General features: G+C 32.2%; 15 protein-coding genes, 1 tRNA gene and 1 riboswitch. Of the genes, 6 read left to right on the top strand and 10 right to left on the bottom strand.

What is annotated here, in order from left to right; genetic code table 11:
• Window positions 1-101: 101 nt before the first annotated feature.
• A tRNA-Leu gene (locus tag ACJJVO_RS11110) sits at window positions 102-183 on the top strand.
• Between the two features lie 108 nt (window positions 184-291).
• On the top strand, window positions 292-1,530 hold the full coding sequence (locus ACJJVO_RS11105; protein WP_405574041.1) for a tRNA modification GTPase: 1,239 nt from the start codon (window positions 292-294) through the stop codon (window positions 1,528-1,530).
• 27 nt (window positions 1,531-1,557) lie between these two features.
• On the opposite strand, the gene metF is transcribed toward ACJJVO_RS11105, so the two are convergent.
• From metF to ACJJVO_RS11085, 4 genes are all read right to left on the bottom strand, one after another.
• Window positions 1,558-2,511: a methylenetetrahydrofolate reductase [NAD(P)H] gene (gene metF, locus ACJJVO_RS11100; RefSeq protein WP_405574039.1), complete on the bottom strand. Its 954-nt coding sequence runs from the start codon at window positions 2,509-2,511 to the stop codon at window positions 1,558-1,560.
• A 130-nt stretch (window positions 2,512-2,641) separates the two neighbouring features.
• Entirely contained in the window at window positions 2,642-5,341 is a 2,700-nt protein-coding gene (gene metH, locus ACJJVO_RS11095; protein ID WP_405574036.1) for a methionine synthase, read from the bottom strand.
• A complete protein-coding gene (locus ACJJVO_RS11090) occupies window positions 5,341-6,342 on the bottom strand; it encodes a homocysteine S-methyltransferase family protein (protein ID WP_405574033.1) in 1,002 nt (333 codons plus the stop codon). Before ACJJVO_RS11090 ends, metH begins: the two co-directional genes overlap by 1 nt.
• 60 nt (window positions 6,343-6,402) lie before the next feature.
• On the bottom strand, window positions 6,403-7,572 hold the full coding sequence (locus tag ACJJVO_RS11085) for a trans-sulfuration enzyme family protein (RefSeq protein WP_405574032.1): 1,170 nt from the start codon (window positions 7,570-7,572) through the stop codon (window positions 6,403-6,405).
• A 108-nt stretch (window positions 7,573-7,680) separates the two neighbouring features.
• A riboswitch (SAM riboswitch) is annotated at window positions 7,681-7,804 on the bottom strand.
• Window positions 7,805-7,937: 133 nt separating this feature from the next.
• Here ACJJVO_RS11085 and ACJJVO_RS11080 point away from each other — a divergent pair.
• The 3 genes from ACJJVO_RS11080 to ACJJVO_RS11070 all read left to right on the top strand — a co-directional run bounded on the left by ACJJVO_RS11080 (window position 7,938) and on the right by ACJJVO_RS11070 (window position 10,673).
• Window positions 7,938-8,528 (top strand): HupE/UreJ family protein, encoded by a 591-nt coding sequence (locus tag ACJJVO_RS11080; protein ID WP_405574029.1) that lies wholly within the window; start codon window positions 7,938-7,940, stop codon window positions 8,526-8,528.
• Between the two features lie 103 nt (window positions 8,529-8,631).
• Window positions 8,632-9,063, top strand: a complete 432-nt coding sequence (locus ACJJVO_RS11075) for a deoxycytidylate deaminase (protein WP_405574026.1) — start codon at window positions 8,632-8,634, stop codon at window positions 9,061-9,063.
• Complete coding sequence (locus ACJJVO_RS11070) at window positions 9,063-10,673, top strand: S41 family peptidase (RefSeq protein WP_405574023.1); 1,611 nt, start codon at window positions 9,063-9,065, stop codon at window positions 10,671-10,673. Before ACJJVO_RS11075 ends, ACJJVO_RS11070 begins: the two co-directional genes overlap by 1 nt.
• A 3-nt stretch (window positions 10,674-10,676) precedes the next feature.
• On the opposite strand, the gene ACJJVO_RS11065 is transcribed toward ACJJVO_RS11070, so the two are convergent.
• The gene (locus tag ACJJVO_RS11065) at window positions 10,677-11,279 is read right to left on the bottom strand and encodes an FAD-dependent oxidoreductase (RefSeq protein WP_405574021.1); all 603 of its coding nucleotides are present in this window, start codon (window positions 11,277-11,279) and stop codon (window positions 10,677-10,679) included.
• A gap of 144 nt (window positions 11,280-11,423) precedes the next feature.
• Between ACJJVO_RS11065 and ACJJVO_RS11060 the strand changes: the two genes are divergently transcribed.
• The gene (locus ACJJVO_RS11060) at window positions 11,424-14,438 is read left to right on the top strand and encodes a CHAT domain-containing protein (RefSeq protein WP_405574019.1); all 3,015 of its coding nucleotides are present in this window, start codon (window positions 11,424-11,426) and stop codon (window positions 14,436-14,438) included.
• A gap of 32 nt (window positions 14,439-14,470) precedes the next feature.
• On the opposite strand, the gene ACJJVO_RS11055 is transcribed toward ACJJVO_RS11060, so the two are convergent.
• Genes ACJJVO_RS11055 through ACJJVO_RS11035 form a run of 5 tightly spaced genes read right to left on the bottom strand, consistent with a single transcriptional unit; the run spans window position 14,471 to window position 19,043 of the window.
• Window positions 14,471-16,093 (bottom strand): T9SS type A sorting domain-containing protein, encoded by a 1,623-nt coding sequence (locus tag ACJJVO_RS11055; protein WP_405574017.1) that lies wholly within the window; start codon window positions 16,091-16,093, stop codon window positions 14,471-14,473.
• A 20-nt stretch (window positions 16,094-16,113) separates the two neighbouring features.
• The gene (locus tag ACJJVO_RS11050) at window positions 16,114-16,773 is read right to left on the bottom strand and encodes a hypothetical protein (protein ID WP_405574015.1); all 660 of its coding nucleotides are present in this window, start codon (window positions 16,771-16,773) and stop codon (window positions 16,114-16,116) included.
• 37 nt (window positions 16,774-16,810) lie between these two features.
• Window positions 16,811-17,743: a hypothetical protein gene (locus ACJJVO_RS11045; protein WP_405574012.1), complete on the bottom strand. Its 933-nt coding sequence runs from the start codon at window positions 17,741-17,743 to the stop codon at window positions 16,811-16,813.
• A gap of 51 nt (window positions 17,744-17,794) precedes the next feature.
• Window positions 17,795-18,502 carry a hypothetical protein gene (locus tag ACJJVO_RS11040; RefSeq protein ID WP_405574011.1) on the bottom strand — a complete coding sequence of 236 codons (708 nt, stop codon included), beginning with the start codon at window positions 18,500-18,502 and terminating at the stop codon, window positions 17,795-17,797.
• 1 nt (window position 18,503) lies between these two features.
• On the bottom strand, window positions 18,504-19,043 hold the full coding sequence (locus ACJJVO_RS11035; RefSeq protein ID WP_405574009.1) for an RNA polymerase sigma factor: 540 nt from the start codon (window positions 19,041-19,043) through the stop codon (window positions 18,504-18,506).
• Between the last annotated feature and the right edge of the window lie 89 nt (window positions 19,044-19,132).

The following is a 19,132-nucleotide window of genomic DNA, read 5'->3' as shown; positions in this document are numbered from 1 at the left end:
TTGACGGAAATAATTTTCTATTTTTGCAGTCCAAATTGCTAAAGCAAGGAGGAAATACCTATCAAAGGTAGAGTTGGTAGATTTAATTACCAATTATAATCGCTCAAGTGGTGGAATTGGTAGACACGTTGGATTCAAAATCCAATGTCGCAAGACGTGTGGGTTCGATTCCCACCTTGAGTACAAGTTAAAACCTCAACTATTTAATTTTAAATAGATTGAGGTTTTTTTTGTTTTATTGTAATAGTTGGTAATTTGTCTTATTTTTCCGAATAAAATTATATTAATTCAATGACATTAACGTTTATGAATTTTAAAAAATCTTTTCTAATAGCTTTTGTTTTTCTAATAGCCACTTCCCTTTACTCTCAAACCGAATTTAAAAAAGGAGTATTTATTACAGATACTGATGATAAAGTAGAGTGTTTTATTAAAAGTATGGACTGGAAAAGTAATCCTACAGAATTTAAGTACAAACTCACCGAAAATGGCGAGATTAAAACAGGTTTTATTGAGGGAGTGAAGGCTTTTGAGATTTATGATATTTCTAAGTACACAAGAGCAACAGTAAATATTGATCGATCAAGTAGCAATCTTAATAAATTAACAACAGTTAAGAATCCAATATTTAAGGAAGAGCAACTTTTTCTTAAAGTAATAATAGAAAGTGAAGCCAGCTTGTATTACTACGAAGGTGGTAATTTACAGCGCTTTTTTTACAATCTAGAAAATGAGAAAATAGAACAATTAATTTATAAAGAATATCTATATGATGTCAATCTCATTGGTGAAAACAATCATTACAAACAACAGTTGCTGAATGCATTAAAATGTAAAGATATTTCAATGAATAGTATTAAAAACTTAAGTTATAAAGTAAAAGATTTATCTAGACTCTTTGAAAAATACAATGCTTGCATTGGCGGTGAGCTTGTTAATTTTGAGAAAAAAGAAGAAAGAGATTTATTTAATTTTAGAGCAAAATTAGGTTTGGGGAGCGCTTCTCTATCAATTAAGAATTCTGTGAATCCTGATCAAAATGCAGATTTTGACAATGAGATTTTGTTTAGATTTGGAGGAGAGTTAGAAATGATTTTACCTTTTAATAATGATAAATGGGCTATTGTAATAGAACCTAGTTATCAGAGTTATTCGTCTAAAAAAGAAGTAGATATTCGTTATGCTGGGGAAAATGAAGCAGAGACATACATTTATGAAGCTTCTTACTCTATAATAGAGTTACCGTTTGGTTTAAGGCATTACTTCTTTTTGAATAATGAAGACTCTAAGATTTTTGTTAATGCTTTTTACACATATTTTCACACCTTAGATTCTTCAATAAAAATTAGATATGGCAGAGAATTAGATGTTAAAAATGGAGGACTTTTATCAATAGGTTTAGGTTACAGCTATAAAAAGTTAAGTGCAGAATTACGTATAGAAAACTTCCGTGAATTTTTTGGGCAGTATCGTTATTGGGACGCAAATTATAAACAGGTAACATTGCTATTTGGATATCAGCTTTTTTAACTAAGTTTAATGCAAATAGGATGTTTGTTAAAACAACTCAGAAGCAATAGCCTTAACATTATCACTTTTACCCATAGAATAATAATGCAATACAGGTACACCAGCTTTCTGTAATTCTTTAGATTGTTCAATTGCCCAATCAATACCAACTTGTCTCACATCTTGATTGGTTTTACAACCATCAACAGCATCAATTAAATCTTCAGGTAAATCAATTTTAAATACTTGCGGCAATAATTGTAAATGACGTTTTACAGCAATAGGTTTAATACCAGGTATAATAGGTACATTTATACCTTCTGCTTTTGCAGCTTCAACAAATTTAAAATACTTCTCATTATCAAAAAACATCTGAGTAACCACGTAATCAGCACCTGCATCTACCTTTTCCTTAAGACGTTTTAAGTCCGTTTTTAAAGACGGTGCTTCTAAGTGTTTTTCTGGGTAACCAGCAACACCAATGCAGAAATCAGATTTTCCATCCGTTTCCATAACGTCATGTAAATATTGACCTTTATTCAAATTTTGAATCTGCCCAACCAGTTCTTTTGCAAATTTGTGTCCACCATCACAGGCTTCAAAATATTGTTGATGTTTCATAGCATCACCTCGTAAAGCCATAACATTGTTAATGCCCAAATAATGACAATCTACTAACAAGTATTCAGTTTCCTCTTTAGTAAATCCACCACAAAGAACATGCGGAACCGTATCTACATTATATTTATGCGAAATTGCAGCACAAATACCTACAGTTCCTGGGCGCATACGTGTAATCTTACGGTCTAAAAGTCCTTCTTTTTCAATATAAAGGTATTCTTCCCTAGAGGTTGTAACATCTATAAAAGGTGGATTGAACTCCATTAAAGGGTCAATATTATTGTACAATTGCTGAATACTATTTCCTTTTTTTGGTGGAATTATTTCAAACGAAAATAATGTTTTTCCGTTAGCATTTTTTATGTGGTCTGTTACTTTCATACTTAGGCCTGCAAACGCAGTAATCTTTTTTATAATACTTTTTGTTTTGGCGTTACCTAAAGGTCGGGCTTTACATTGCAATCTTTTTTAAGAAAAATAAAAAAGGATTTTCATTGCAATCCCTAACGCGCTAATCTGCTAAATTTGGGCTTAACCATTTTGTAGCTTCATCTATTGTTATGTTTCTTCTTTTGCTGTAATCTTCTAATTGGTCTTCTTTAATTTTTCCTAAGCCAAAATATTTAGCTTCAGGATTACCAAAATAATACCCACTAACACTTGCAGCTGGCCACATGGCTAAACTTTCGGTAAGTTCAACGCCAATATTTTCTTTAACCTTTAAAAGTTTCCAAATGGTTGTCTTTTCCAAATGGTCAGGACAAGCAGGATAACCAGGTGCAGGACGAATCCCTTTATAGTTTTCCTTTATTAAATCGGCATTGGTTAAATCTTCATTTTTAGCATAACTCCAATGCTTAGTTCTTACCTCTTTATGTAAATACTCTGCAAAGGCTTCTGCTAAACGATCTGCTAATGCTTTAATCATTATAGAATTATAATCATCATGTTCCGCTTCAAACTGCGCAGCTAATTCTGCTGTTCCAAAACCAGTAGATACACAAAAACAACCCATGTAATCTTGTTTTCCTGAACCCTTTGGTGCAATAAAATCTGATAATGCAATGTTTGGCTTCCCTTCTGATTTTTTAGATTGTTGACGAAGGGTTAAAAATTTAAAGTTTTTTTCTTTGTTATCGACTGCGCTTAAACTGGCAGAAGAAATTTCAATATCATCATCATTAACCGTATTGGCTTCAAACAAACCAAAAATGGCTTTTGCTTTTAAAAGCTTTTCGTCAAAAATTCGTTTCAATAATACTTTTGCATCTGCAAATAATTCTGTGGCTTGTTCTCCAACAACGTTATCCGTTAAAATATCCGGATATTTTCCGTGTAAATCCCAACTTCTAAAAAATGGTGACCAATCTATAAATTCTTCAAGTTTAGTAATGTCAAAGTCGTTTATAATTTGAATGCCTAATTGTTGAGGTTTTACAATTTCTGATGTTTTCCAATTGATTTTAAATTTATTTTTTCGAGCATCAGAAATCGTTAAATATTCTTTTTTTCTGGTTCGTTTTAAGAATTGTTCTCTAAACAAATCGTATTCTTCACGAATCTGATTTTTATATATTTTACTGTCTTTTTTAAGTAAGTCACCAACAACTGTTACTGCTCTAGACGCATCGTTAATATGCACAACAGTATTTGTATAATGTGGTGCGATTTTCACTGCAGAATGCGCTCTAGAGGTTGTTGCGCCTCCAATAATAAGAGGGATTTTTACATTTTGCTTTTCTAGTTCTTTTGATACATAAACCATTTCATCAAGAGATGGTGTAATTAATCCGCTCAATCCAATAATATCAACTTTCTCTTTTATGGCAGTTTCAATTATTTTTTCTGGTGGAACCATAACACCTAAATCTACAATTTCGTAGTTATTACAGCCCAAAACAACGCTTACAATATTCTTTCCAATATCGTGAACATCGCCTTTAACGGTTGCCATTAATATTTTGCCTGCAAATTCTTGTTTGCCATCTTTTTCAGCTTCAATAAAAGGTTGTAAATAAGCAACGGCTTTCTTCATTACTCGAGCTGATTTTACAACTTGAGGTAAAAACATTTTACCACTTCCAAATAAATCTCCAACTACATTCATACCAATCATTAAATGACCTTCTATGACATGAATTGGTTTATCTGATGCTAAACGTGCTTCTTCAACATCTTCAATAATAAAGGCATCAATTCCTTTTACTAACGCGTGTGTAATTCGTTCTTGTAAGGGATTACTTCTCCATTCTAGAACCTTTTCTTCATGTTCCTTTTTCTGTCCTTTTAAGGATTCGGCAAAATCTAATAAACGTTCTGTTGCATCATCACGTTTGTTAAACAAAACATCTTCTACACGTTCTAATAAATCTTTATCAATTTCATCATAAATCTCGAGCATTGTTGGGTTAACAATACCCATATTCATACCATTTTTAATCGCATGGTATAAAAAAGCTGAGTGCATTGCTTCACGTACAATATTATTTCCTCTAAAAGAAAACGATACATTACTTACACCACCAGAAACATTAGCATAAGGTAGGTTTTCTCTAATCCATTTGGTCGCTTCAAAAAAGTCGAGCGCATTTCTGCGATGCTCATCCATACCTGTTGCTACAGGAAAAATGTTTGGGTCAAAGATGATATCTTGAGCCGGAAACTTAAGCTCGTTTACTAAAATGTGATACGAACGTTTGCAAATTTCAATACGTCTATCGTAATTATCGGCTTGACCATCTTCATCAAAAGCCATAACCACAACTGCGGCTCCATATCGTTTAATGAGTTTTGCATGGTGTTTAAATTGTGCTTCGCCTTCCTTTAAACTGATTGAGTTTACCACACATTTTCCTTGTGCCACTTGCAAGCCAGCTTCAATAATTTCCCATTTAGAGCTATCAATCATTAAGGGAATTCTAGAAATATCAGGCTCTGATGCAATGAGATTAAGGAATGTTGTCATGGCATAAACACCATCTAACATACCTTCGTCCATATTAACATCTAGAATTTGCGCACCACCATCGACTTGTTCTCTTGCAACCTCTAAGGCTTCGTCGTATTTTTCTTCTTTAATAAGTCGAAGAAATTTACGAGAACCAGTGACATTGGTACGTTCGCCAATGTTTATAAAATTAGATTCTGGTGTTACTATTAGTGGTTCTAAACCAGAGAGCGTTAAGTATTTTTTAGTTTCTGAGTTTACCATTATGCGACTTCTTGAATTGTTCTAGGTTTATATTTCTGCGCAACTTCAGCAATCGCTTTAATATGCTCAGGACTTGTGCCACAACAACCACCAATAATGTTGATGAGGTTATCCTTTAAATAATCTTCAATATAGCCTTGCATTTGCTTTGGTGTTTCTTCGTATTCTCCAAAAGCGTTTGGCAAACCTGCGTTGGGATGTGCTGAAGTGAAAAATTCTGTTTCTTCAGATAAACGCTGTAAATAAGGTTTTAGTTGTTGTGCACCAAGGGCACAATTAAAACCAACACTCAATAATGGAATATGAGATATGGAAGCTAAAAATGCTTCAACCGTTTGTCCAGATAAGGTTCTGCCTGAAGCATCAGTTATAGTTCCTGAAACCATAATCGGAATATCAATATGTCGTTCTTCTTTTACTTCTTCGATAGCAAATAAAGCCGCTTTTGCATTTAATGTATCAAAAATAGTTTCGACTAAAAGCATATCAACACCTCCATCAATTAAGGCTTCAACTTGTTGTTTGTAAGCAATTCGTAATTCATTAAAGGTAATCGCTCTATATTCTGGTCGGTTAACATCTGGTGATAAACTTGCAGTTTTGTTTGTTGGTCCAATACTACCTGCAACAAAACGAGGTTTATCAGGATTTTCTTTTGTGAATTTTTCAGCAACTTCTCTAGCGATTTTAGCAGATTCAAAATTTAGCTCGTAAACCAAATCTTCCATGTCGTAATCTGCCATAGCAATTGTAGTACCAGAAAAGGTGTTAGTTTCTACAATGTCTGCACCAGCTTCAAAATATTTTGCATGAATTTCTGCAATAGCTTCAGGTTGTGTAAGTGATAGTAAATCGTTATTCCCTTGCAAAGGTGATGGGTAATCTTTAAAACGTTCGCCTCTAAAATCTTCTTCTTTGAAGCTATATTGCTGAAGCATGGTTCCCATGGCGCCATCTAAAACTAATATGCGTTTTTTTAATTCGTCTGTTATTGTGCTCATAATATGTATGTGTTCTCGATGCAATTTTATACCGATGGCATAAAATCACTCGAACTGACGTTAATTTTCTAAAGCCTGTTTTAAATCGTTAATAATATCTTCAGGATGTTCTAAACCTATAGATACTCTTATTAATCCTGATGTAATTCCTGTTTCTAAACGGACATCTTCTGGTATTTTGGCGTGTGTTGTTGATGCAGGATGTGTGACGATAGTTCTGGTGTCTCCTAAATTTGCGGAAAGTGATAACAACTTAATAGCATTTAGGAACTTTCTGCCTGCTTCAATGCCGCCTTTTATTTCAAAAGCAACAACGTTTCCGCCTAATTTCATTTGCTTTTTTGCTAATTCGTATTGTGGATGTGATTTTAGAAATGGATATTTTACAAAATTCACATTGTCGTTAGCCTCTAAAAATGTAGCGACTTTTAATGCATTATCACAATGTCTATCGACTCTAACAGGTAAAGTTTCTAAACTTTTAGATAAAACCCAGGCATTAAATGGTGATAAAGCAGGACCTGTATTTCTTGAAAACAAATATATTTTTTGGATTAAATCTGCACTACCAACAGTGACACCGCCTAAAACTCTGCCTTGTCCATCCATTAATTTTGTAGCCGAATGAATGACTAAATCTGCACCAAATTTTATAGGCTGCTGTAAGTATGGTGTTGCAAAACAATTGTCTATTATAAAGATAAGGTTGTGCTTTTTTGCAAGGTCTCCTAAACGTTGTAAGTCTAAAATATCTACTGCAGGATTCGTTGGACTTTCAGCATAAATAGCCTTGGTGTTGGGTTGAATTAAGCTTTCAATAGTATCTAATTCATCAATTTTAAAATAGCTTGTTGAGATATTCCACTTTGGTAATATGTTATTAAATAAAGTTTGAGTGGAACCAAAAATACTTCGAGATGAAATAATATGGTCATCAGAATCTAATAACGCTGCAAATGTTGAAAACACAGCAGACATACCAGAAGCAAAAGCATAACCACGTTCTGCACCTTCCATTTTACAAACTTTCTCTACAAATTCAGACGTATTAGGATTAGAGTAACGACTGTAAATATTACGTTCTTTTTCATCGGCAAAAGAAGCACGCATATCCTCTGCATCTTCAAATACGTAACTCGATGTTAAATATAAAGGGCTGGAATGTTCTAGATATTGTGAACGTTCAATTTGCGTTCTAATAGCTTCTGTTTCTATGTGTTTTGAACTCATTTTTGTTTTACTTATTTATGATAAAGCAAAAATTCAAATGCGTCAAAATTTGACGTGTAAATAGAAAAATGTTATATAGAATTTGTATTACAATAGTGTAATTACGTTGGGTTATCTATCCAATTAAACGATAAATGAATCGCTAATTACGTAGAATTTAGCACCTTCTTAATAAGTTTAAGGGTTGCTAAGGCTTCAATGGGTCTAATCCCTCTGCCTTTCTTGATAACATTTCAATAAGTTATTTGAACTTTGTGAAATACAATATTCCGAAAGAAAATAGTATAAACCAAGCTTTATTCACTTTATTTAACAGAAACCTATGCGCTTTTAATTGTAACTTTGACTTTCCCAAAGAATTAATTATGTTAGATAATTTCTGGTTTAATGTTCAATATGGCATGAACCACGTTTTAGATATTAATGGTTACGACCATGTACTTTTTTTAATGGTTTTAGCCGTTCCTTATCTTTTTAAAGATTGGAAGCGCGTGCTTTTACTCGTATCGATGTTTACTTTAGGGCACACACTGTCTTTAGTTTTGGCAGCTTATAGTATTGTAACCGTAAACGGAAAATTGGTTGAGTTTTTAATACCTATAACCATTTTAATTACAGCAATTTATAATGTTTTTACAACAGGTAAGAAAGCAAAATCGAATAAGATTGGTTTGTTGTTTTTTACGACTTTATTTTTCGGAATCGTTCATGGATTAGGTTTTGCAAGAGAATTTAAAATGTTCTCTGGTAAATCTGAAAATAAGCTAGAATTACTTATTGAGTTTGCTCTTGGTATTGAACTTGCTCAAGTCATTATTGTATTTGTCGTTTTGTTTATTGGGTTTTTATGTCAAACCATATTCCGTGTTACACGTCGTGATTGGATTATGGTCATCTCCTCAGTTGTTGCAGGCTTGGTGATTCCTATGATTATGGGAAGTGATTTATTTAATTAAAGAAAAAAGTTTGGTAAAACTTTAACGACAAGTAAATTGTGTATAAAATACTAACCGTTTATATTCGTTACTTATACTGTACTTTGTACCAGAACGAGAATTAATGCCAGATACAAAACAATTACGTTACGATAAAGCCTATTTACGCATGGCAACAGAATGGGGAAAACTTTCGCATTGCAAGCGCAAACAAGTAGGTGCCATTATTGTAAAAGATAGAATGATAATTTCTGATGGTTACAATGGTACACCAACAGGTTTTGAAAATTATTGTGAAGATGATGAAGGTTACACAAAATGGTATGTGTTACATGCAGAAGCTAACGCAATTCTTAAAGTAGCATCATCAACACAATCTTGTAGAGGTGCAACGCTTTATATTACGCTTTCTCCTTGTAAGGAATGTAGTAAATTAATTCATCAAGCAGGTATTGTAAGAGTGGTTTATAATCAAGATTACAAGGATTGTTCGGGAATTGACTTTCTTAGAAAAGCTGGAATTGAGCTAGAATTTATAGAAGACTTAAAAGCTTAATGGCAACAAACAATAAATACATACCACTTATTATAGGTGTTGCAATTGCAGCAGGTGTGATTATAGGTGGTAGATTAAATTTTTCGGATACGTCAGATAATCTTTTTTCAACCAATAGTAAAAAAGATAAACTCAACCGTTTAATAGATTATATAGATTATGAATATGTGGAAGAAGTTAACACAGATAGCATCGTGGATGTTACGGTTAATGGAATATTGAATAATCTCGATCCACATTCATCTTATATCCCAAAAGAAGATTTAGAACGCATTACCGAAAACATGAAAGGTAATTTTGTTGGTATTGGTATTAATTTTTATCCTTATAAAGATTCTATTGCAGTTGTAAAGCCCACAGAAGGTGGTCCAAGTGAACGAGCAGGAATTATGAGTGGAGATCGTATTCTCTATGCAAATGGAGATACGCTTTATGGTCGTGATTTTGACTTTGATTTAATAGGTGAAAAGCTTAGGGGAGAAAAAAATTCTTCAATAAAATTGACTGTTTTCAGAAAGAATGAAGACGATTTGTTAGAGTTTGAAGTGAAACGGAAAGAAATTCCAATTAAAAGTATAGACGCAGCATATATGCTTACTGACGAGTTGGGTTATATAAAAATGAACCGTTTTGCAGAATCTACGTTTATAGAATTTAAAGACGCTTTAGATGAGCTCAAAGATTTAGGAGCAACCAAACTAGCCTTAGATTTAAGAGATAATCCTGGTGGTTTTCTAGGGATTGCAGAGCAAATTGCTGATGAGTTTTTAGAAGACGATAAATTGATCTTGTTTACAAAAGACAAAAAAGGAAAGGAAGAACGTATCTATGCAACAAGACGAGGGGATTTTGAAGATGGTGAAATTTATATTTTAATTAATGAGAATTCTGCATCTGCGAGTGAGGTTATTGCAGGAGCACTTCAAGATAATGATAAAGGAATTATTGTAGGAAGACGTTCTTATGGAAAAGGTTTAGTGCAACGCGAAATGGCATTAGGAGATGGAAGTGCAGTACGACTTACGGTGTCTAAATATTACACTCCAACAGGTCGATCTATACAAAAACCATATACTAATGGAGATAACGAAAAATATTACAACGATTATTACAAACGTTTAAGAACGGGAGAATTAGCCGATGAAGAAAATATTGTGGTTGACGATTCTCTAAAATTTACCACACCAAAAGGGAAGGTAGTTTATGGAGGTGGAGGCATTATTCCAGATGTATTTGTACCAGTAGATCGTTTGTTTGATAACGAAACAATTAATTATTTGCGACGACGAGGGCATTTTGGCTATTTTGTATTTGAAGAATTAGACAAAGACAGAACTTTGTATCAAGATATTACTAAATACGATTTTATTAATAATTTTGAAGTGAGTGATGATATTGTTGTTCGTTTTCAAGATTATGTTAATGAAAGAGAGCGAACTAACATTACGTTTGTAGCTTATAATGATGAGATAAGACGCATTATTAAAGCAACCCTTGCAAAACAGTTATTTGATGATAATGCTTTCGAAGAAATTATTAATAAGGAAGACATTATGGTGCAGGAAGTAATTTTTCTAAGTACAGAGTACCCAAATTTTAAACAGGATTAACTTTTATATTTTATCGTGAATTTTGGTATGCTTTCCATCATTCCAAAGTGTTAAGATATCGGTTGCCACATGTGCACCGCTTCCACTAGCCATAGCGAATTGACTACGCCAACCGGCTAAAGTTCCAGCTACGTACAAGTTTTTTTCAATAAGATGATCTGTGTTTTTTAACCAAATTCTATCTTTTTCAATAGCCGCTCTTGGGTGTGGTTCAATATAATTTTCTAAACCATTTATAGTCATTAAATTGGTATAGCCAACGGCTATTACTACAATTTTAGAATGATAGCTGTTTTTGTTAGTTTCAATTAAAAATCCATTGGTATTCTTTGTAATTGAAACAACTTTTTCATTATCTATTTGATTAATATGAGGATATAAATCGCTCAGTTGTTGTAAACCATCGTTTAGTATGTCTGCACCTAAGGTTCCAGGTTTTAAGCCAAGTACATTATTGAATAATGCATTTTGAAGATGTGATGTTTTTTGATGTGTAATAATCGCAACGTTTCTGCCTTCTGCAAAAGGTTTGTTTTTTGCAGAGCCTAAGACTAGAGCGCAAGATAATCCAGCTGCACCAGCTCCAATAATTAATGTATCAAACATGTCTATTGTTTTTGTAACAAAATTAAGCTAATTGCCGGACATGAAACCACTTAATAACAGTACTTGTTTTTTATTTATTAGCTAAAGCAGATTGTTCATTTGGCTTATAAATCTTAAATTTAGCTAATTATTCTATAATTATTTATGAAGCATATATGTATTTTAATAGTTACTCTATCTAGTATTTTTTCAATGTCTGCGCAAAATACTTGGCAAGACTACACCAAACAGGCAGATTCTTTGCAGTTATTATTTGAGTATAAATCGGCTTTTAATTTAAGACTTAAAGCTATTGAATTAGCAGCAGTTTCTCAAAAAGACACGGTACCATTTTTAAAATTACTTAGAGATATTTCTAAAAGTGAATTTAATATAGAAGCCAATATTAATAAAGATGAAGCTTACATAAGTTTGCAAGGTAAAGTTATACAATTAGAAACTTTTAAGACTTCTCCAAAACGGTTGTATGAAACTTATTTGAGCATGTATAATATTGCGAATAAGAGTATGCGTAATCTACAAGATGCCGACGTCTACATTTCAAAATCTTTAGACTATCATTATAAAAGCCAGGAAATTGATTCTCTAGTATTATTAAAAACCTTGCATAAATCCGGTGTGACTTCTAGAGAAATGGGACGCCTAGATATGGCTATTAATAGGTTTAAAGATGCTGTGAATCTTTATAGCCAATTAAAAATTAAAAATAATGCTCTATTGGGAAAAATTTATTTGGACTTCGCCCAAATTTACAGTGCTAGATTTCTCAATAATTCTCAATATTATATTAAATATCTAAGGAAATCTGAAGTCTTGTTTGATAATGCTGAAAATTTAGATATTAATTATCTAACAAATTTTTATACTAGCCTGTCTTCTTACGAAACTGGTCAAGGTAATTTTATTGAATCTGAACGCTATTTAAAAAAGAGCTTTCAATTATACAAAGATTATTTAATCAAGGCTGAAAATTTAGGCTTAGATAAAAGGGATATTACAAAAGAAATCGAGCTTCATGCTTATTTAATTGAGATCTATTGGTTGACGAGTAATGAAAAATTAATGTTACATCATTTAAACTGTATCGTTCAGTTATCTGAGTTTAAAGAACTAAATGAAATTGAAAAAGATCTGGCGAGTTTAGGGCATTTATTTGTGGCGAAGTATTACAGATATGAAGATAGCTCAAAAGCGTTATTATATTTAGATAAAGGATTTGAGTTTTTTCCAGCAAATGATTTTGGGAATCTAAAGGAAGATTTTAATTTGGAAAAAGCAAAAATATTTAATGGCCAAGAAGAACTGAATGATGCCCTCAGTATTTTAGATGATTTGAATAAAAAGTCAGATTTACCATGGTTTATGTATAAGAATGTTCTTGAGCAGAATATACTTATACATTTAAAATTGGGTAATTACGACAGAGCCTATAGTTTTGTTAATGAGGCTTTAGAAAGTTTTTCTGAAGAAAATAAAGGTCTAGACATAAGAACATTGACTTATGAGGATTTTGTTCCTAGTACTGTGCTTCGAGATGCAAATCACTTAATTTTTTTCGCTGAAGGATTTCAGAAAACTGCAGAGAAAGATGAAGAGGTTATAGAGGCACTATATTGGATGGCGTTAAAACAATTTCAGTCTAATTTTAATCAAGAAATCTTAAATGATCGAATTGCAGGTATGTACTCTAAAATCTGTAATTATTTTTATATCAAGGCTTCAAAGGGTAATTTGGATACCTTAGAACAAAATGAATTTATTGAGTTTACCGAAGCTATTGAATCTAAATACTTGTTAAACACATTTTTGAAAAACAGAATGGATTCCAATCAAACGGAGCTTGATAATGCTATAAGCGAAGAACAGTTTATTAGATCTAAAATTACGTATCTAAAGCGGAAGAATGTCTCTAGAAAATCAGATAGTATAAATCAACTTATTTTTGATGAAAATATAAAACTAGAAAAAATTGATAATCAACTTAGATCAAGTCGAAATAAAATATTAAACTTAATTAATGCTAAAAGTCCGTTAGATCATTTAAGTGATAAATACATTATTAAATACAGAGTCATTAATAGCACTATGTTTAGAATAGTGCTCGATAGAGGGGATATAAAGATTGATGAAATTAAAGATTATGAGATTGTACGTTCTAAAATAAATGAAACACTAACGCAATTAAAAGATCTGAACATTGATGCTAAAATTATAAAACAAAACACGAGTTATTTGTATAGCAAATTACTTACAGATCTAGATCTCGCTAGGACTATTTATATTATACCAGATGATATTCTATACTATCTACCGTTTGAGCTTTTAGTTTATGATAATCAGTTCTTATTAGAGACCAATACAATTAGCTATACATCCTCGTTCAGTTTTCTGGCAAATAACTTATCAAAATTAGATTATAAAAAGGATATCGCTTTGTTTGCGCCTTCTTATAAGCAATTTGCGCCATCAAAAAATCAATTAGCAGTTAGAGGCGATCCGTATTATTTAGAAGGAACCTTAAAAGAAGTGAATTCTATTTCTCAATTATTTAGTAATAGCGATTTGTTTATTAATGATGATGCCTCAAAAGCCGCGTTTACTGGCTTGTATAATAATTATTCCATTTTACATTTGTCTATGCATTCATTTGTGAATGATCAGGATTCTGAATTAAGTAGCTTGGTCTTTTCTGATAATGATATTGATTATGAACTTTACATTTCAGAATTATACGGTCTAAATTTAAATGCAGATATGGCTGTGTTGAGTGCTTGTAATACTGGTGTTGGAGAGCTTAAAACAGGACAAGGAGTAGTCTCTATGAACACTGCTTTTACAGCGGCTGGTGTACCATCTGTATTATCTAGTCTTTGGAGTGCGCCAGATGAAGCAACACAAAATATAATGACGTCATTTTATAAGCATCTTAAAAAGGGAGATCTAAAAAGTAACGCTATAAGAAAGGCAAAATTAGATTATCTAGAAAGTGTAGATGATCCTAACCTAACACATCCTTATTATTGGGCAGGTTTTGTACTAACTGGAGATACATCTGCTATAGTCTCTCCTACTAATTATTGGCTTTATGGGCTTGTATTTTTTGCATTAATTTTAATTGTTTTTATGATTGCAAAAAGGCGATTAATACCGAAGTCATAATCGCCATAACTGAAATTTTATAAGTTTGAGTTTTACTGTTTTAAAAACTTTAAAGTACTGTGTTTTCCATCATTAAGTTCTATAGATGCCAAATAAGTGCCAGCAGATAGGTCTTTTACGGAAATAGCTTGAAAATTAGAAGTAATGGTTTTAACTTTTCTGCCTTCAAGAGAGAAAATGGCTATTTCGTTAATTGTATTATTTAAATCTTTTATGGCGATAGTATCTGAACTTGGATTTGGGTATAATAAAAAGTTGGTTAGAGGTGGTTCATTTTCTTCTATAGACAACAGGTTAGCATTTGTAATCCATAAGTCAATACCTTGATTTGAATTGCTCGCACCACTACCATCTCCGTTGGCCTGAAAAATGAGCTTGCCATTTGTATTGAAAAATTTGTCTGGTTGTCCTCGTCCACTTGAAGGGTTTATTGTTGTATTAAGCAGTGTCCCAGTTTCTGTGCCATTAGATGACCACAACTCTCCACTTAAATCGGCTTCTATATTGGGATCATCATCATAAAAAGTAGCTTCAAAAAACAATAAATTTCCGCCGTTGCCTAATGAGGGTTCGCCGACCAAACTGTCTTCTGGTCCTGGATTTATATCTCTAGTTAACAGCGTGCCTCCGGGTGTGCCATTTGTTCTCCAAAGCTCATAGCCGTTTGCGTCTGTATTTGCAGCAAAAAACAAGTAATTATTTGTTCTTTGAAATACATCAGCATAGTTTAGTCCGCTGGTTAAAATTGTGCTTCCAGCAACTGTTCCGTCGGTTTTCCAAAGGTCTACAAAATTGAATGAGGTATCGTAAGCTGTAAAATAAAGTTCGTTATTATATTCATAAAACGGGTATTCAGAATTGCTATCCATTCTAAGATTTAAAAATATTACAGTTCCTGCTTCGGTACCATCAGTTTCCCAGATATCATTCCCTAAACTAAAATAGGCTTTGCCATTAAAACTGGTTAGTCCATTTATAAAAGAATTCCCTGAAGTATTAATATCTTTTACTAACAGTGTACCAGCGTTTGTGCCATCCGTAACCCAAAGTTCTATGCCGTTGGTGCCATCATTAGCTGTAAATACCACTTTGTCGTCACCAATTTTTGTGAAATAATTGGGTTGACTAGATGAAGTGCCTGGTCTTATGTCTTTTAAAAGTATTGGGCTGTTGGGTGTACCATCACTAATATAAAGTTCATAGCCCGTAGTTATTGTTCCATGTCTAAATACAAAGTTGGTGTCTAAAATGGCAACGCTTCTGTTATCAAAACCAACGACTGGAGATTCTGTGTCTTCTTGAAGAAACGGAGTTTTGATAGCTCCATTTGTTTTATAAACTACGGTTTCTCCTAGTTGAAAGGCATTGTAGTATAATTCATTGTTGAAAACAAATATTGGACTAGCACTAGTAATGTCATTAGAGTTTATAAAATCGGATGTGCCAATTTCAGTTCCATTTGTTTTCCAAATAGTGCTTTCGGTAAAGTTTTTAGTAGCACTGAAATATCTGTAACCATTAAATTCAATACCTGTGTCTATAGTTAAATTGGTTGCGCTTGTAGTATTAATTGTTAAAAAATAATCTGCAGTTTGTGCTTTTGTATTTTGCATACTTAGCACAGAGAAAGTAATAATGATGTATAAATATTTCATATTTAATTAATTTTATTTGTTTAATGTAGGACCACCTCAAAAACACCTAATGGATCTGTTAAGTTAGGATTGCTATACAAATTACCTGTGTACTTAGCAGTTGTGTCAATGGTTAAAGTGCCTGAAAATGATGCTTGTACCCCGTTTTCCGGATTGGTGAGGTTTGCAATTATGGTTGTATTATTTTTAGTCCATGTGCCATATGCCGTTGGTGGACTGCCAGAGTCTTCTAATTTAACTATTATTGTACCGTCTGAGAAAAATTCCATTTCTAAGTGCTCACTATTGCCATTAATAATAAAACCCGTGAAAACACCTTGAAGTGGATTACTCAAAGTGATATTCTTTACGGTTTGACCTGCACTATTTGTTATTATAACCTGTAGATTGTGAATGCCAATCGGTAGCGTTTTGTCCCAGCTCAATATACCGTTGATACTATCAATATTTAATCCTGCTAGTGGTGCTGATAGAGAAAATGTACCTTGGTCTCCATTCCAATCTATAGTAGGTGCGGTTGAGTTACCTGTTTGAAAAAATGTAGCATCAAAGTTAGTCGCAGTATAATTTACCGTAGGTATATCAACCGTTGAGGATTCATCATCTTTACTGCACGATGCGAAAATTAAAAAAGCTATAAATAAGCGTATTAATTTTGATTTAAATAAAATTGTTTTCATTGTTGGTTGTATTGATTAATAAAAAAAAGAGTTGGCTTCAATCTGTAGTATATTCCCAAAGGATCTCAGCTGAATAAGAAAAAAAACCGCCAGATATATTGACTTCTGAAGAGCTAGGGTAATCATCTATTAAATTGTAAGAATAATTTTCACTCAACGCTTCGTTAAACGGCGAAGAAACAATGGTGCTTAAAATATTGTTTTGAGGTACGTAATTGATTTTAAAACCTTCGTAGTGACCAAAGGCAGTATTAGACAAAAACGATGGTGCTAGTTCTTTTAGAGTAATCATGGAAATAGAATTATTTAAATCCAGATTGTTATAAATTGGTACTAAGGGATTTCTTGAAGAATCATAGGTAATTTCTACTTCTTCAATTAATTCTAAAGGTGTGTTACTTTGTTCAGAAACAAAAATTTCATAATTGGTTAACTGTTCATCATTGTTGTATTCTAATACATATTTGTCTATTCTATAATTATTAGTTTCAGTTTCTAATATTTCAGTGATTTGATTATTATCATTATACGATAAGTCTCTAGTGATATGTAATTCTTCTGTGCTACCTATTGAGTTAGGTGCAACAATCTCTTGCCTTATTAATAGATTTTGACTATTGTAATGAAGTGTGCAAATACCATAATCTAAATTGGTTATCGTTTTTAAACGATTCTCGGTATCAAAAGTGTAGGTGTTATTTGCAAACTTGAAAAGTTTGTCACCTTCATAAATAACAGAGAGTACATTACCATAAGGATCTAATATGGCTTGAGGCTTTCCATTGTTTAAATAATATATTTCACTTGTTTCTGAAGTATTAATAAAACCACTGATAGTGCTAGTGAATTTTTTTAGCTTAACGTTGGATTCAGATTCTTCTAATTTACCGTCATCATCGCTACTACAATTAAAAGCGACTAGAATAATTAAAAGGTATAAAATAGTTTTCTTTAAAATAAATTGTTCCATAATAGAATTTGTTTTCCTATTAATGTCAACTTTATAAAAAGGTAAACCTGTTTATTTTATTTTTTTAAGAATGGCATCTGCAGCCTTGTATTTATAGGACTTTTTGGTTGTAATAGCCTGTAGTAAAACTTTAGCGTCTTTGATATTGTCGCTTTTTAAATACGCTAAAGCCAAATACCAATTGCGATGAGTTGCTAATTTATCCTCGTAGCCTTTATGTTGTTCAAATAAATTAATAGCATTTTGTGTGTTGCCTAATTGCAATTCACATATAGCCTCATAAAATAGATAATAAGAGGTGTTCGTTGTATTAAATAAGGTATGAAACTTCTCTGCTGCTACTTTATAATTATGCGCATCGTAATAAACAAAAGCCTCTGTTTTTGTATCTGTGTTTTCATTGCCACGAGATGTAGGAGCTATGACATTAGCATAAGGTTGAAAATATTCTGCAAATAATTGTTCATTTGAAAAATTCTCTCTTGGTTGAAGTAGGCTAAAGATGCCTAGAGCTATAATTAATGAGGCTGCAATGACTATTGCATAATAATTAAAACGTTTTTTAGGAGCTTCTAGTTGTTGAAGCTTTCGTTTTAGATCATCTTTTTTTATTGAAATAATAGCTGTTTTTGTTTGTTTTTCAAATTCAACCTGTGCTCTGAATTCAGCATCTGTTGACATTAATTTATCAAACAAGGTTTTTTGATTGGTATTGAGTTTACCATCAAAATAAAGTGCTATTAATTCTTCGTTTTTCATACTATGCATTTACGAGATGTTTTAGTTTTTTTAAACATCTCGATTTTAGGCTTTTTACAACATCTGTTTTATCATAGTTCTCAATTTCTTTAATGTCTTTTAAGGTATTTCCTTTAAGATAAAAAAGTTCTAAAATGCGCTGGCATTGGTTGCCTAGTTTTTTAAAATTTGCTTTTACTAGCTGTTCTCGCTCAGATAATACTTCATTTTCTAAAGTTAAATCCTCAAGAGTAATCTCTTCATTAATGGGTGCATCAATAATATTTAATTTAGAATGTGCTCTGAGGTGCTCATAAATTTTAAACTTGCCAATACTAAATAAGTAGGTTTTTATACTACTTGTAAATGCTGTTATTTTTCCATTCAATAAATTTTCATAAAGACTTAAAAAACTGTCTTGGTAAATATCTACGATTTCATTGTCCTTTAATGAGAACTTTCTACCAAAAGCTATAAAATCATCTTTATAGTTTTTATAAAGAAGTTCAAAGGCATTATCCTTATCCTTTAAAAGATCTTCTAGTGTAGGTTCTTTATTCATTAATGCATTAGAGACTAAAAAGTAAACTCAAAGTTAGAAAAAACAATTGTAATGAAAATATTTTTAAATAATTGTGCTTTATGATGTTT

It is taken from the genome of Winogradskyella sp. Asnod2-B02-A, from assembly GCF_045063645.1.
Classification (GTDB): Bacteria; Bacteroidota; Bacteroidia; order Flavobacteriales; family Flavobacteriaceae; genus Winogradskyella.
The sequence above is the reverse complement of the archived record's forward strand: the minus strand, read 5'-3'. Positions and strand labels throughout refer to the sequence as shown.

Bases quoted from the DNA above. Each gene is read 5' to 3' on its own strand.
- ACJJVO_RS11105 (WP_405574041.1), top strand. From the start codon at position 292: ATGACATTAACGTTTATGAATTTTAAAAAATCTTTTCTAATAGCTTTT.
- metF (WP_405574039.1), bottom strand. From the start codon at position 2,511: ATGAAAGTAACAGACCACATAAAAAATGCTAACGGAAAAACATTATTT.
- metH (WP_405574036.1), bottom strand. From the start codon at position 5,341: ATGGTAAACTCAGAAACTAAAAAATACTTAACGCTCTCTGGTTTAGAA.
- ACJJVO_RS11090 (WP_405574033.1), bottom strand. From the start codon at position 6,342: ATGAGCACAATAACAGACGAATTAAAAAAACGCATATTAGTTTTAGAT.
- ACJJVO_RS11085 (WP_405574032.1), bottom strand. From the start codon at position 7,572: ATGAGTTCAAAACACATAGAAACAGAAGCTATTAGAACGCAAATTGAA.
- ACJJVO_RS11080 (WP_405574029.1), top strand. From the start codon at position 7,938: ATGTTAGATAATTTCTGGTTTAATGTTCAATATGGCATGAACCACGTT.
- ACJJVO_RS11075 (WP_405574026.1), top strand. From the start codon at position 8,632: ATGCCAGATACAAAACAATTACGTTACGATAAAGCCTATTTACGCATG.
- ACJJVO_RS11070 (WP_405574023.1), top strand. From the start codon at position 9,063: ATGGCAACAAACAATAAATACATACCACTTATTATAGGTGTTGCAATT.
- ACJJVO_RS11065 (WP_405574021.1), bottom strand. From the start codon at position 11,279: ATGTTTGATACATTAATTATTGGAGCTGGTGCAGCTGGATTATCTTGC.
- ACJJVO_RS11060 (WP_405574019.1), top strand. From the start codon at position 11,424: ATGAAGCATATATGTATTTTAATAGTTACTCTATCTAGTATTTTTTCA.
- ACJJVO_RS11055 (WP_405574017.1), bottom strand. From the start codon at position 16,093: ATGAAATATTTATACATCATTATTACTTTCTCTGTGCTAAGTATGCAA.
- ACJJVO_RS11050 (WP_405574015.1), bottom strand. From the start codon at position 16,773: ATGAAAACAATTTTATTTAAATCAAAATTAATACGCTTATTTATAGCT.
- ACJJVO_RS11045 (WP_405574012.1), bottom strand. From the start codon at position 17,743: ATGGAACAATTTATTTTAAAGAAAACTATTTTATACCTTTTAATTATT.
- ACJJVO_RS11040 (WP_405574011.1), bottom strand. From the start codon at position 18,502: ATGAAAAACGAAGAATTAATAGCACTTTATTTTGATGGTAAACTCAAT.
- ACJJVO_RS11035 (WP_405574009.1), bottom strand. From the start codon at position 19,043: ATGAATAAAGAACCTACACTAGAAGATCTTTTAAAGGATAAGGATAAT.